9 protein-coding genes are annotated in these 14,233 nt (G+C 59.3%); 1 reads left to right on the plus strand and 8 read right to left on the minus strand.

Annotated elements, in window-relative coordinates:
- Window positions 1-161 precede the first annotated feature (161 nt).
- The 5 genes from dxs to R3C19_02380 form a co-directional block, all read right to left on the minus strand.
- On the minus strand, window positions 162-2,069 hold the full coding sequence (gene dxs / locus R3C19_02360) for a 1-deoxy-D-xylulose-5-phosphate synthase (GenBank protein ID MEZ6059183.1): 1,908 nt from the start codon (window positions 2,067-2,069) through the stop codon (window positions 162-164).
- Window positions 2,069-3,088, minus strand: a complete 1,020-nt coding sequence (locus tag R3C19_02365) for a polyprenyl synthetase family protein (protein MEZ6059184.1) — start codon at window positions 3,086-3,088, stop codon at window positions 2,069-2,071. Before R3C19_02365 ends, dxs begins: the two co-directional genes overlap by 1 nt.
- A gap of 146 nt (window positions 3,089-3,234) precedes the next feature.
- A complete protein-coding gene (locus R3C19_02370; GenBank protein MEZ6059185.1) occupies window positions 3,235-5,193 on the minus strand; it encodes an alpha/beta fold hydrolase in 1,959 nt (652 codons plus the stop codon).
- Between the two features lie 371 nt (window positions 5,194-5,564).
- Window positions 5,565-6,059 carry a hypothetical protein gene (locus R3C19_02375; GenBank protein MEZ6059186.1) on the minus strand — a complete coding sequence of 165 codons (495 nt, stop codon included), beginning with the start codon at window positions 6,057-6,059 and terminating at the stop codon, window positions 5,565-5,567.
- A gap of 486 nt (window positions 6,060-6,545) precedes the next feature.
- Entirely contained in the window at window positions 6,546-6,827 is a 282-nt protein-coding gene (locus R3C19_02380) for a hypothetical protein (GenBank protein ID MEZ6059187.1), read from the minus strand.
- 316 nt (window positions 6,828-7,143) lie between these two features.
- Between R3C19_02380 and R3C19_02385 the strand changes: the two genes are divergently transcribed.
- The gene (locus tag R3C19_02385) at window positions 7,144-8,670 is read left to right on the plus strand and encodes a hypothetical protein (protein MEZ6059188.1); all 1,527 of its coding nucleotides are present in this window, start codon (window positions 7,144-7,146) and stop codon (window positions 8,668-8,670) included.
- A 33-nt stretch (window positions 8,671-8,703) separates the two neighbouring features.
- Here the strand turns inward: R3C19_02385 and R3C19_02390 are convergent, their stop codons facing one another.
- The 3 genes from R3C19_02390 to R3C19_02400 all read right to left on the minus strand — a co-directional run bounded on the left by R3C19_02390 (window position 8,704) and on the right by R3C19_02400 (window position 14,142).
- The gene (locus R3C19_02390) at window positions 8,704-11,412 is read right to left on the minus strand and encodes a DUF255 domain-containing protein (protein MEZ6059189.1); all 2,709 of its coding nucleotides are present in this window, start codon (window positions 11,410-11,412) and stop codon (window positions 8,704-8,706) included.
- Between the two features lie 494 nt (window positions 11,413-11,906).
- Window positions 11,907-13,583, minus strand: coding sequence for an energy-dependent translational throttle protein EttA (gene ettA, locus R3C19_02395; protein MEZ6059190.1), 1,677 nt, complete (start codon window positions 13,581-13,583; stop codon window positions 11,907-11,909).
- Window positions 13,576-14,142 (minus strand): putative molybdenum carrier protein, encoded by a 567-nt coding sequence (locus R3C19_02400; GenBank protein MEZ6059191.1) that lies wholly within the window; start codon window positions 14,140-14,142, stop codon window positions 13,576-13,578. The genes ettA and R3C19_02400 overlap by 8 nt, the downstream gene beginning before the upstream one ends.
- Between the last annotated feature and the right edge of the window lie 91 nt (window positions 14,143-14,233).

A 14,233-nucleotide genomic window follows, 5' to 3' on the forward strand; every position in this document is an offset into this window, starting at 1 on the left:
GGCCATCGCACGGGCACTTTCGCAGGCCGGACCGAGCGGGACGAGTTCCGGCATTAGCGCGATTTGTACGATGGCCCTCTGAGGCCGTCGTATCGAATTCGACCGCCCTGGGAAGGCCATTGTACGGGCAGACCCGCATTGGCGCTGGCCGAACCGCCGCGCTACACCGCCGCCGGGTCTGCACGACGTTCGGCGGGGCACAGTGCGCGAGCGGCCTGCACAATCCCTTCGGCGTCGAGTCCCAGTTCGGCGAGCAGTTCGTCACGGTCGCCGTGTTCAATGAATTCGTCAGGAATGCCCAACACGCGGATTCGGTCGGTCCGTTCCCCCAGGCGATTGGCGGTTTCCAGAACAGCGCTGCCGAACCCGCCGGCGACCGCGTTTTCTTCGATCGTAATCACGAAGCCGGATTTCACCGCTTTGCTGACGACTTCTTCGTCGATCGGTTTGACGAACCTTGCGTTGACGACGCCCACGTCCAGTCCTTCAGCCCGCAGTCGCTCCGCCGCCTCAACCGCGCGCGGCAGCAGCGTTCCCAGAGCCAGGATGTTGCCGTCGTCGCCCCACGACAACACTTCGCTGCGTCCCAGTTCCACCGCAGCGATGTCGCGTTCCACGGATTCCACATTGGCTTTCGGATATCGGATCGACACGGGCGATGGATGCCCCAGCGCGAAGTCCAGCATCGGCTGAACGTCCCGCTGGTCTCCGGGAGCCATCACGACCATGTTCGGGAACACTCGCATGTAGCTGTTATCGAAGACACCGTGGTGAGTCGGTCCGTCAGGTCCGCACAGGCCGGCGCGGTCCATACAGAACGTCACCGGCAGGTTCTGCAGAGCGACTTCCTGAAAGATCTGATCGAAGCTGCGCTGCAGAAAGGTGCTGTAGATATCAACGATGGGTCTCATGCCGGATTTCGCCATTCCCGCGGCGAATGCGACGGCGTGACTTTCGCAAATGCCGGTATCGAAGAAGCGGTCGGGGAACTCGCTGCGAATCCTGTCCAGCTTGTTGCCGGCACACATGGCCGCTGTCAGGACGCACACTTTTTCGTCCTGACTCATGGCCGCATGAATCGCGTCGGACACGACGTTGGTGTACGCAACGCTCTTGTCTTTTTCGACGGGAACGATTTCGTTGTGTTCGTCGCGCTGGAACGGCGCCGGAGTATGAAACCTGACCGGGTCCTCACACGCCGGCTCAAAGCCGTGGCCCTTTTCGGTAAACACGTGCAGCAGGACCGGCCCGCGGACGTCCTTGACCATTGTCAGGTACCGCTGCAGCGACTGCATGTCGTGACCGTCGACCGGGCCGATGTAGCGAAAGCCCATTTCTTCAAACAACATGCCGCCGTGCAGAAAGGTCTTCAATGCGTCGCGGAATTGTCCCAGCATGTGTTCCATCGGCTCGCCGACGACGGGAACCTTATTCAGCAGCCACGACACATCCCGCTTCAGGCCGTTGTAGAACGGAGCGACCCGGGCTTTGTCCAGGTAACTGGCAACTCCGCCGACACGCGGACAAATGCCCATCTTGTTGTCGTTCAGGATGACCAGCAGATCCTTATTCAGCCCGGCGGCATTGTTCATCGCTTCGAAGACGATGCCCGAAGGAAGGGCTCCGTCGCCGATCACAGCGACCGAACGGCGGTTGTCTTCAGACAGCAGGTCGTCGGCGGCTTTCATGCCCAGCACTGTGGAAACGCTGGCTCCGGCATGTCCCGTCACGAACAGGTCGTAGTCGCTTTCCTGTGGATTCGGGTAGCCCATCAGTCCGCCGCGTCTGCGGATGCTGGTGAATTCCGCGAACCGGCCGGTGATAAGTTTGTGCGGATAGATCTGATGCCCGGTGTCCCAGATCAGCCGGTCCTTCGAAAAATCGAACACGCGGTGCAGGGCGATGCATAGTTCGACAACGCCAAGATTGCTGGCAAAGTGAGCAGCACGGTCGGCAACGATACTCAGCAGTGCTTCCCGAATCTCATCGGCAAGCTGATCCAACTGCGAGTCATCCAGAGAAGCCAGATCACGAGGCGAGCGAAGCTGACTGAGAATCTCAAATGCCATCAGTGATCTCTTTCAACGATGAACCGCGCGAGCTGCCGCAGCGGTTCGGCTCTGTCCGTGAAAATATCGAGCGCTCCGTGCGCTTCGTCGATGAGTTCTGCTGCTTTGATCCTGCTGGCTTCGACACCGATCAGTGAGGGATACGTCAATTTGCCGAGTTCCTGATCCCTGCCAGGCTGTTTTCCAAGACTGGCGTCGCTGCCGGTGACATCCAACAGATCATCGGTAATCTGAAATGCCAGACCGATACACTGCCCGAAACGAATCAGCCCGGCCCGTTGACCCGCTTCCGCTGTTGATGCGGCAGCTCCCAGTTCCAGAGCCGCCGTAATCAGAGCACCGGTCTTCATTTTATGGATCTGCATCAGATGTTCTACGTGAATCAAATCCGGAGTGCTGGAGGGATCTTCCGACCTGGCTTCCCGCGACTGCGAACTTGCCGCCCTTTCTGAAGGCTTAACCGCAGTCGCGTCCGGTTCCGCACAGGCCCCGGCAGGAGAATTCGGGAATTCTGGTGCCAGGCACCCGCGTTCGGCTTCCAGATCCAGTACCTGCCCGCCCGCCATCCCGGCACCTCCGGCAGCTTGTGCAAGGACCACTGTGCAATCGGCCCGGACTTCCGCGGAAAGGTCGGCCGAAGCCAGGGTTTCGAACGCCAGAGTCAACAGCGCGTCGCCGGCCAAAATCGCCAGAGCCTCCCCGAAAATGACATGGCTCGTCGGCCGGCCGCGCCGCAGATCGTCGTTGTCCATGGCCGGCAGGTCGTCATGAATCAGCGAATATGTGTGGATCATTTCGACGGCACACGCTGCGGGGACCGCTTCTTCGAAACGTCCACCGCACGCCCGCGAGGCCATCAGCGTCATCACCGGACGCAGCCGCTTTCCGTTCGCCAGCAGACTGTAATTCACGGCTTCGGCCAGCGAATTCGGCCAGTCCCGACCGACGACGATTTCCGCCAGCGCGCCGTCGATCCTGCTCTTCAGCGATGCGTAGTCGTGTTGAAACGTCTGGGTCATTATTACTCGGCGGCAGGTGGCAGCGATCAGCAGCGGATGTTGACGACCCGCGACATCGCTCGCAAGCTACGCGGGTGGCCGTCCCTCGAATCCTTCGCTGATGCCCATCCGGCCGCGGGTTCGACTGCTGCCGCCAGGCCGCTGGATCACGGCACAACGACCGGCGGGAACGCTGGCATCGACGCCCGCGTTGAAGCTCCGACCGGAACCACCGGGTATCGCCGCAGTGCCGCGTCCGTCAGGTGTTCCAGCAGAACTCGGCGAACTTCCGAAATGGCCTCCGGGTGGCGGTGAACGGCGCTGTGAGCCGCCCGGACCTGAATCTCCGAATCCGCGTCGTCCCGATGGGCGCTGGTGTACTTCACAACGCCGTCCGTCCAGTCGGCGGCCGATGTGCCTTTTTCGATTCCCACGATGTTGTGATGCCGGACTTCGGGCGACACGGTCGTATTGCCCACCAGCCGCAGCACAGCAGAGTCCTTCGCCAGGGAATCGACACTCGTCTTCGGCGCAAACATCCGGTCCCAGAACCCACTGTGGTTTTGACGAAAGATCAGCTCACTCAGCCGGGACGTCCTGTTCGGCAGCGAGATCACCGAACCGCTGAGCCAGCGTGTGAACGAATTCGCGTAGCCGCTACCCGCAAACGGGCTGGCAATCGTCACAATGCGGCCGATGGATCGGTTGGACTGAAAGAAGAAGACGCGCCGAATTTCGCTGCGGGTTTCCGCGTCGGTCTGAATCTCATCGACGGACAGCCGGCTGGTCGCGTTCCACAGCTTGTCTTCGCTGTCGACGGTCATCAGATACGACATGATGCCGCCCATGCTGTGTCCGACCAGCACCATTTCGTCCAGCCTGTCGTTCGACTGGAAAGGATCGCAGCGCTGCCGCAGTTCGCGAAGTTCGTCCCGCAAATCGGCAGCGGCAAACGTCATCGGTTCGCCGGTCGGATACATGTAAAACCAGAACTGATACTTCTCGCGCAGCCGCGGATCGCTTTGCAGATCGTTGAACATTTCCATCCACGTCATCGGACTCGACCAGACCCCGTGAACCATCAGCACCGGAATACGGTCCGGATCATACGGCTGCACCATGTACAGTCCCTGCAGATGCTTGGCTCGATCCGGCCGCAGCAGCGCGAACGTATCCAGCAGCCGCAGCTTCGGGTTCGTCAGCATTCGAGCCAGCGGGGTGCTGAGATCCGTTTCAATCGGAATCAGTGTGTCCCGCATCACGATGCCGTCGGTATCGCGAGGATCGTACAATTGCAGCCGCACGTCCTTCTGGTCACGCGACCGCGATCCTGGTTCGGCAAATGTCAGCACGACCGTCGCCGGGAATCTCATGCCGTCGCTGTAGTAACGTTCCAGGCCGTCCGTTGCGTTATGCCGCCGACGCGTGACGATGATCGGAACGCCGATACCGGGAGAAACGTGCCGATTGCGAAGATTCTTCAGTTCGTAGTCGCTGGCAAACTCAAATCCGTCAAGCTGATCCGCATTCAGCCATGCCGACGGAAAGGGCAGTTCAAAGCTGATGCGTCGCCCCGAAACGGGCAACTGCATCGAGCGCAACAGACTGTAGTCGCCGCTGCGGCGAGCCAGACGAAGGAACTCTTCCACGCTGGTATTGTAAACCTCAACCGTTTCGCGGTGAGGCATCGCATTTGGATCGACGAGACCGCCGTCTTCCGTCGGCAGGTCCAGATATTGCCAGCCGTAGTAGGCCGAATCCAGATACAGTTCCATTGCAAGCGCCGGATCGGTCAGCGCCGCCGCCTGACCGGACAGATAGCTGACTTCCGCCGCAACGTGGAGCGCTTCATGAGGTTCATTGCCGGCTAACTGGTTTTTTGCGTGCTGCAGCAACAGAACATTGTCGCGCCCGCCGCGGTAGTGAGTCATCGCCAGAAACCGCTGAGTGCGCTCGGACGGCGCCGGACCACCGAGAGCCGTCAGGTTCAGTCGCTCGGCCAGCGGGTTTCGAGGCTTTTCCCTCAATTCGACAAATTGCGTAGTCGTACACCCACCCATGACGACCGCAATCAGGGCCGCCACGACTGCATTCAACAGTCGTTTCAGACGAAAAACACGGGACATTGCGTGGGATTAGTCGAGCCGAAATGGCAAACGCGGCCGGAGGAAATGGCGCAAATAAGACGGGAAGGACGTAGCGTGCTGCGACCGTCAATCTGAGTCAATGCCAGTGTCACCGACGGCCACGAAGGCAGAGAAGACGGGAAGAAAGGGAATAATGGAGAAAAATGATTGTTTATTGGCCCGACACGGGACGGTTGGGAATCCGACACCGATTCGTTTGACTTGAGCCAGCAGCGCGACAGCAGCCCTTGGCACAACCGAGTCACCTCGGCGGCGGATTCGACGATTCCAATCGACCGCAATCTCGATTGTGCGAAGTGAATGCGGCAGACGGCGAAGAGTCACCTCCGGAAATGGCGCGACTTGCCCCATTACTTCCGACACACAATGCCTGTTCGCAACGTGGTTACAAGTAACCAATAGCTGCATCCCGTCAGCGGCAGGCCAACGATGTTTGGCATTACAACAAAGCCATCCTCGCCCCCGACAAAGATCCAGGCAAACACACCAAGCGAATAATCGTTGTGGAAACCCCAGACAGGTTGAACCCAAAGAAGGTGGCCAGCGGCAAGCATAAAGACGCACTTACAGACGTAAGCAACGTCGGTCGACGGAGCATTCGCACGAAGCAAATAGCCACTGCAGATCGACGACGTGACGGCTGAACCAATCGCAATTCTCTGGAACCACCAGACGTCACGGCGAACTGAATTGATGTACGACCTATTGACCGCTTCAACCTCGGCATCGGACGTTCTTGGCAGATATCCCGGCATTGCCGGAAAGTCCGTTGCCAGAACCGCGCCAAGAACCGCAACAAGAACGCAAGTTGCAAGATGGAAAGCTGCGCGCTGCGTGATTGCCATGCCAGTCATTCTTTCTATTTCTGCGACTTCGAAGATTTGTGCCGATGGTCACGGTGAATGCCAGCGTCGCATGTCATCGCCGACATCGGCAGCAGCTTTCCGGTTAAAGTGTCAGAGCAATGAGACTTTGGATGAGACCGGGGCCGTTCGGCGATCTCTGCTGGCCATGCGACACGCGTGCTGCAAAAAGGTGGTACCGGTGCTGCGATCAATATCAGCCGGCTGCGCTTCGTATTGGCGAAGTCTCAACACTTGCTCCTCAAGGTCGAAACCCTCCACATTGAAGAATTCGACACCCTCGCTGCGGTATTCCCAGGGACTCGGAAGTTCCAGTCGACCGCAACTTCGATTGTGCCAAATCACTGCCGCACCGGCTGCAAAGACTGAAACGACCGCCGTCGAAATGGCAAACTGTCGCGCAATTCTCACTCGTGCAGAATGAACACTCAAATCAGGCATGTCGCCGGGACTCACTGGTTCTTCCATTTAGTCGCCTCTGTTCTCATCTTTCCACCCGAACCGCTGGCGCACGGCGTGCGCGACGAACGAACTCAGCCCGGCAAAGCGGAAGTCTCCGTCGACATAGTGCTGAATGACGTAGAATGCGAAATAATAGAATCGGCAGAAACACCAGATTGCGATCAGCAGCAGCAGTGCGGTTCGAAGCGTCGGGTGGTCGTAAAGCAGCAGCGCTGAAGCCAGAGTGCCGCTGACGAAGAACAGCAGTCCCTTCAGGTAAATCAACCGCGGACTTTTGATGTCGGCCAACTGGTCGCTCCTCGGCTTGAATTCGCAGACAAAATCGCGGCAAATCCTGGTCACAGTACAGCACGCCCGTCATGATGACGAATGGAAGCGCCTTGAGGCAAATCGCAGAAGACCGCTGGTCATGAGACAGAAGAGATTTCCAGGCTCGATTGACGACTCACCACGCCCCGTCCGGCGGCACGATGGCGGACGGACGTGGCGCCGCTCGCCGATCCGTACGTGCGTGTTCGCCGCAGTCACAATCGCTTCCGCGTTCGCAGCGGCTGACGAATCCCACGACGAAGGTTCGAATTCTGATCGGGCGACGATGGTCGTCATGGCTCCAGTCGGTCCGGTGATCGCCGATGTCAGAATCTCCATCAACGACCGGGCGTATCGCACCTGGCTGGCGGAGTTTCTGGCGACAAAGCTGGATACGAACGGCGATGGTTCACTTTCGGCGACGGAGATCGATCTCATTCCGCAGAGACTCCGCGATCAGATCAACATCCAGTCCGCGTCGCAGATCGTGCAGCAGATCACGGGTGTCGACGCTGCGGACGACGTGAGTCCTGCGGAGTTTTCGTCGTGGTTCTCGGAGCGACTCAGCCGCAGCTTTGATGTGATTGCCGAGGCAGTTTCGGCAGCGGAAGCCGTGCGGCTGGCCGGCCTGATTGATCAGAACGACGACGGACGGATTGCAGAAGACGAATTGGCACAGGGAACACGCACTCTGCGGTTTCGGGATCTTGACGACGATGAGACCTTCAGCGTTTCAGAACTGATGCCGTTTCGGGATCCTCGCAACCAGCAGGCCGCCGTGGTTCCGGAAGTTGCCAATCTGCCGTTCGTCCAACTGACGGACGAAGATGCCGTCGCGCGAACGGCGACTCGTCTGTTGAAACGATATGGTGATGGTGAACGGCTGCCGGTCAGCAGTCTGCGTTTGCCGCCGGTCTCCCTTCCTGAAATCGATGCGGACGCGGACGGAATGCTGACGGAACCGGAAGTCCGGGCATTTCTGACGGCCCCGGTGTTTCACCTGGCCGTTGACGTCCTGTTATCCGATCGGTCCGGCGCCAGTCGTGTCAGCATTTCGCCGGTTGGGACCGCCGCCGAATTCTGCCGAGTAGAGCAGTCACGCCGTGACCGCGCCTCGATGCTGGTTGACGACATGCCGATCGAAATCCGTTCGCGCGGCGGCGCGGCTCAGAATCGTTCGATCCTGACGCGTTTTCTGGGCCAGCACTTTTCTGTCGCCGACGCTGACAAGAGCAGTTACGTTGACGAGACCGAATTCAGCGGACTGGCGGGGCCGCTGAGTCAGGCCGGGATTACGGCTGACTTCGCTGCCATGGACTTCAACAGCGATGGAATGATTACTCGCGACGAACTGCGCGGGTTCGTCGAACGTGACACCATCGCTATGCAAAGCCACATCGAAGTTTCGGTTCGCCAGGACGGAAAGACTCTGTTTAAGCTGCTGGACGGAAATGTTGACCGCCGCCTGACACCTCGCGAATTTCGGGACGGCTTTGCTTCGCTGCTGGAATACGACCTGAATCAGGACGGGCAGCTTGCGGAATCGGAACTCGGCACGCAGTACGTTCTGCAGATCGGCCTGGGCCAGCCGCAGTCGCTGCGGACCTCAGCAACAAACATGATGATGAACACGACCGATGCCGTACTGCCCGGAACAAGCCGCCTGGATGGTCCCGAATGGTTTCGCCGCATGGACCGCAATCAGGACGGCGACGTTTCGTCTCGCGAGTTTCCGGGAACTCGTGCGATGTTCGAACAGCTCGACAAGAACGCCGACGGTCTGGTGAGCGCCGACGAAGCCGATCTGGCCAGCGGATCTTAGCGGCTCTTCGCTGACTGCCTGGCAGCCGGCCGCTCACGGACCCGACAGATCACCGTCGGGATTCTCGCTCTCTTCGTCGCCTTCGCCGTCCTTCTTCGGCTTCGGAAACTTGTCCGCATGGATCTTCCGGATCGGATCTCCGGGGTTTGCCAGAGGCAGTTTGCCCTTCATCACAACCTTATCCGGCGGCAGACATTCTCTTTCGTTGCACGCCTGAAACGCGACTTCGAATTCCAATTCCGCCTTCTCCGCAGTTTCGGCCGCATCGATCTCCAGCAGTCCGTAGACGATCACATGGCCGTCGTACACGTGGTACGGCTCATCAGACCCGATCACTTCCAGCTCCTTGTGCTTCGGGTATTTGATTCGAGTCAGCTTCACCTTCTGCTTCGTGGTCAGCTTGACGAGAGTCGGCTTCAGAAAGTCGGGTGACGACGGGTTGGAGTTAATGTGCCAGCCATCTTTGATCTGCAGTTCAAGCGCAATCAGGACCTTCTCGCCTCGCGGAAGCTTGTCGTACATCGGGTAAATCTTGACGGTCAGCGGTTTGAGCTTTTCATCCCGGTTGAACCCGCCAATCTGCGGAACCGCCGGAAGAACCGGGCGAAACGCGGTCTGTTCAATCGTCTCGTCGTGGTTTCCATCGTCCGCGACCGGCAGGTCATCGGCCGGTGTTTGGCCGGTAGCGCCCTCTTCCGCGACAGCCAATCGATAACGTGCAGCAACCAGAGGACGTGCCTGAGGCGTGATTGCCGGTCGCGTGGAGATCTGCGGCGCGGATGCTTCCGCAGCGGCTTGTTTTTCCGAATGTCGCAGCCAGTCATTCAAAGCTGCAGCCAGACCCGCAGTCGACGCCGGCGACTTTTCGATCATCGGTGCGAACCTCTGCAGCATGGATTCAGCGATGACTTCGGCGTCTGTCAGCGTTCCGGCATTAGTCAGCTTCAGCAGGTTGCGAATTGTCACGCTGTTGCCCGACGGGAACACAGAATCATAGACAGGGCTCGTGCGAGCGATCAGGTTTTCGTGATCGCTGGCCGTAAAGTAGAAGAGATGCAGGTCGGCGTCGTAGAAGCGACTGACCTGCTGTCCGGCGAGTTCCGTTGCTTCCTGCAGCCAGCGCGCTTCCCCAGTGGCGCGATGCAACTCCAGCAGGGCTGCGGTCAGAAATGCGTAGTCATCCAGGTAAGCCTGATATCTGGCTTCACCCGCTCGCCACGTTCGTTGCAGGTGGCCATTGTCGTCCCGCAGGTTCTTTAGCAGAAAGTCAGCGGCGGACGCGGCGGAGGCAATGTCCTGGTGTCGATCCAGCAGCCGGCCGCTTTCCGCCAGGGACTGGATCATCATTGCATTCCACGCGGTCAGAACCTTGTCATCCAGCAGTGGGCGTTCGCGCTTTGATCGCAATTCGAGGAGTTTTGACCTGCAGGTTTGAAGCCGAGCTTCCAGTTCCTCCGCCGGTATCCCGATTTCCTTCGCTACTGCGGCGATGTCCTGCGGCAGATGCAACACGAACCCGTGTTCGAAGGAGTTCGAGTCGTTCATCCCGTACACGCGACAAAACGGACCGGCGTCCTCCGCGCCGAGCGCTTCGGTGACTTCTTCCTTCGTCCAGACGTAGTACTTCCCTTCGATCGCATTGGTTTCCGCGTCCAGAGCGGAACTGAACGCTCCCTGCGGAGTCGTCATTTCGCGCCGGACGAAATCCGCGATCTCGACCGACACTGTCCGGAACAGCGGATCGTTGGTGACGGCGGCGGCTCGCGAATACACGCTCAGCAACTGTGCCTGGTCGTAGAGCATCTTTTCGAAGTGAGGCACGTGCCATCGCCGATCGGTGCTGTAGCGATGAAATCCTCCCGCCAGGTGATCGCGAATTCCGCCGCGAGCCATGCTGGTCAGCGAATGGTTCACAATCTTCAGCAGCGTCGGATCGTCCGTCTGTTCATAGATGTCCAGAAGCAGTTGCAGCCGCGGCACGTTGGGAAACCTCGCCCCATCCGGCTGCCGTGCGTCAAAATCGACACCGCCCCATTCGGGATCGTAGAGGCTGGTGATATCGTTGACGGCCGTCTGAACCAGTTTGTCATTCAGCGCCACAGATTCCACGTCGGCGGCGGGCAGACTCAGTCGTCTGACTTCCCCTGAGACCAGTTTTGCGGTCCGCTGCAGATCGGCCCGGCGCGTTCCCCAGAGTTCGGAAATTCGACCGGCAGCCGTCAGAAATCCCGTGCGACCGTCCGGAGTGTCTTCAGGAGGCAGGTAGGTAGCTCCGGCAATCGGATCGCCTTCGGGAGTCAGAAACAGCGACAGCGGCCACCCGCCGCCACCGCCGTTTCCGGCAAGTTGCTGATACACAAGCAATCCGGTCATGTAGATGTCGTCAACATCCGGCCGTTCCTCGCGGTCCACCTTGATGTTGACGAAGTGTTCGTTCATGAACTTCGCAATGCGTTCATTCGAGAACACCTTGCGTTCCATCACATGGCACCAGTAGCAACTGCTGTAGCCGATCGACAGGAAGATCGGCTTGTCTTCGCGCTTTGCACGTTCCAGAGCTTCCGGCCCCCACGGGTACCAGTCCACGGGGTTGTGGGCATGCAGCAGCAGATACGGGCTGGATTCGGCTGCGAGGCGGTTTGCGGGCCGGCTCGGATCATCCGCGCTGCAGATCATCGGAACCAGGAAAATCAGCAGGCTGAACAAAGTGCGGCTTGAGCCAAAGAAAGCTGATTCGGACATAGATGTCACCTGTTTAACTGGGCCCATGCTGTGGGAGGTCCGGCCCGTTCATCGTCTCACGCGTGCATCGCTGCTTCGAACAGAAGACGAATCGGCAATTCTAACGCTGAGGGTCGCATCATACACAACCTGCGCATCCTCAACGATCACTTCCGCTCGTTTTCGACACTTGTGAATTCGCCTTTCGGGAAGTCCCGCTCCCGGAACATGCAAGTGGACTCCTGGTGCCTTCACGCACAGATCTCACGAATCTGCCCAGTTGCCGCAGTTTCACGCCGGACGCGCGTGCGTGCGGGTCTTCGTTCGCTCGATGTGACCGTTCCTGAGCCTGAGTTTGTCGGTTCCGCGGACTGCGGATTGAAAGGCGGCTTCTTCAGTGCGCGCTGTGTGTGCCGCGCCGCAGCGGTTCGCCAGCGGCTGACCGCAATGGACATCGTGCTTCGCTGGAGAATCTTGGTCGCGGGGATTCCTGAACACTGCGGTCGCGCCGGCGGTCACACTCGACTGAGCGGTTTGAACCGTCCGCCGGCGGGAGCATCGGCTGCGTCGCCGAGACGTTCGCGGCGCTGCTGTTCGTAAATGCGATAATTGCCTTCGCACCAGACGACGCGACCGTCACCTTCAAACGCCAGGATGTGCGTGGCGATGCGGTCCAGAAACCAGCGATCGTGGCTGACAACCACAGCGCAGCCGCCGAAATTCGACAGGCCTTCTTCCAGAGCTCGCAGCGTGTCGACGTCCAGGTCGTTGGTCGGTTCGTCCAGCAGCAGCAGGTTGCCGCCGGATCGAAGCAGCTTGGCAAGATGAACGCGGTTGCGTTCTCCTCCGGACAGGTTGCCGACGAACTTCTGCTGATCGGAGCCTTTGAAGTTGAAACGTCCGCAATAGCTGCGGGCGTGAATCTTCGCCTTTCCGACTTCCAGCGTATCGTGACCGCCGGAGATCTCCTGATACACGGTCTTCTTCGCATCCAGGGCATCGCGGGACTGGTCGACATACGAAAGAGAAACCGTTTCCCCGATCGTCAGAGTACCGGCGTCCGGCTGTTCCTGACCCATGATCATGCGGAACAGCGTCGTCTTGCCGGCACCGTTGGGTCCGATCACTCCCACGATTCCTCCCGGCGGCAGATCGAAATTCATGTCTTCGAACAGCAGCCGATCGCCGAACGACTTCTTCAGGTTCTTTGCCACAACAACCTGCTGGCCCAGCGGGCGCGACGTCGGGATTTGAATCTGAGCGGCTTCTTCGCGGGCATCATATTCGCGTGCCGCCAGTTCCTTGTACCGATCCAGTCGTGCCTTGTTCTTGGACGAACGGGCTTTCGGCGACATCCTCACCCATTCCAGTTCGCGCTTCAGTTCCTTCTGACGCCGGCTTTCAGAACGTTCTTCCTGAGCCAGCCGCTTCTGCTTCTGTTCGAGCCACGATGTGTAATTGCCTTCAAACGGAATGCCGCGGCCGCGATCCATCTCCAGAATCCAGCCGGCGACGTTGTCCAGAAAATAGCGGTCGTGAGTCACCGCCACGACGGTTCCCGGAAAACTGTCCAGAAACTTTTCCAGCCACGCGATCGACGACGCGTCCAGATGGTTGGTCGGTTCGTCCAGCAGCAGAATGTCGGGATTCATCAGCAGCAACTGGCACAGGGCGACTCGGCGTTTTTCGCCTCCGGACAGCGTTTCGACGATGGCATCCGCGGACGGAAGCTGCATCGCGTCGGCAGCGATTTCCAGAGTGCGGTCCAGTTCCCACAGGTTGGCCGCGTCGATCTGATCCTGAACTCTGGCCTGTTCGTCCAGCAGTTTCTCCATTTGCTCCGGCGTCATGTCTTCACCGAGCTGCATGCTGATTGCGTTGAATCGATCCAGAATGGCCCGCGAATCGGCGACGGCTTCTTCAACACATTCACCGACCGTCTTCCTGGGATCGAGCCGGGGTTCCTGCGGAAAGTAGCCGATCCGGATGCCCTTCGCGGGACGCACCGTGCCCATGAAGTCCTTGTCTTCGCCGGCCATGATCTTCAGCAGCGTACTCTTACCGGACCCGTTGATGCCCAGCACACCGATCTTCGCGCCGGGGTAGAACGCCAGCCAGATGTCGGACAACACCTCTTTCTCGTCATAAATGCGAGTGAGGTGTTCGATCGTCATGATGTATTGTTCAGCCATGCTTTTTGCTTGCCGCGTACGTTCGGCTCAGTTCAGCGAAGAGTTGTTGAAGAAATTCCAGTGCCTGCGGGTAGACGTTCGCGTCCGAACTGGCTCGCGGCCCGGCCACGTTGAGGACGCGAATTCTATTGCGGCGAACCCAGTCGACAACTGACGGAATGTGATCGCAGCCGGAAATCGTTTCGGAAAGCAGAGTGCGCTGCGTCGGCGGCAGAAGGTGAATCACCAGCAGCGGCTTTTCCAGTTTCCGAGCGACGTCGATGGTCAGTCGCGTGCCGCTGCTGATGTCATCCAGCACGACGACCAGTGTTCCGTCCGCATCGCGAACGTTCCATTCCGTACGGACAGCGTACGATCGGGCGGCCGTTTCCAGCAGCGGGTATTCGACGGGAACACGTCCGTCTTCCGCCCGGCGTCCGCGGGGACACCAGCCGCCGATGTCGATTTCGGCGGCGATCGCGGCATCCAGCGCGGCTCGGTCGACTCCTGTCTGTCCACCGGAAATCACGCGTGAGACCGCGACCGGCTTTCTGCGGCGCGGCGTCTGCTGTTTCGCCATTTACGAACGTCCCTGACTGCTGCTGTCCTTCGTGGTCGTTGACACAGCCAGTCTATCGAAACATGAAACTCGGCGAAATCCGTCGGAACTG

Source organism: Planctomycetaceae bacterium (assembly GCA_041398785.1).
Taxonomy (GTDB): domain Bacteria; phylum Planctomycetota; class Planctomycetia; order Planctomycetales; family Planctomycetaceae; genus JAWKUA01.

Excerpts from the sequence above, each read along its gene's own strand:
- R3C19_02370 (MEZ6059185.1), bottom strand. The coding sequence starts at position 5,193 with ATGTCCCGTGTTTTTCGTCTGAAACGACTGTTGAATGCAGTCGTGGCG.
- R3C19_02390 (MEZ6059189.1), bottom strand. The coding sequence starts at position 11,412 with ATGTCCGAATCAGCTTTCTTTGGCTCAAGCCGCACTTTGTTCAGCCTG.
- R3C19_02385 (MEZ6059188.1), top strand. The coding sequence starts at position 7,144 with ATGGCTCCAGTCGGTCCGGTGATCGCCGATGTCAGAATCTCCATCAAC.
- R3C19_02400 (MEZ6059191.1), bottom strand. The coding sequence starts at position 14,142 with ATGGCGAAACAGCAGACGCCGCGCCGCAGAAAGCCGGTCGCGGTCTCA.
- ettA (MEZ6059190.1), bottom strand. The coding sequence starts at position 13,583 with ATGGCTGAACAATACATCATGACGATCGAACACCTCACTCGCATTTAT.
- dxs (MEZ6059183.1), bottom strand. The coding sequence starts at position 2,069 with ATGGCATTTGAGATTCTCAGTCAGCTTCGCTCGCCTCGTGATCTGGCT.
- R3C19_02375 (MEZ6059186.1), bottom strand. The coding sequence starts at position 6,059 with ATGGCAATCACGCAGCGCGCAGCTTTCCATCTTGCAACTTGCGTTCTT.
- R3C19_02365 (MEZ6059184.1), bottom strand. The coding sequence starts at position 3,088 with ATGACCCAGACGTTTCAACACGACTACGCATCGCTGAAGAGCAGGATC.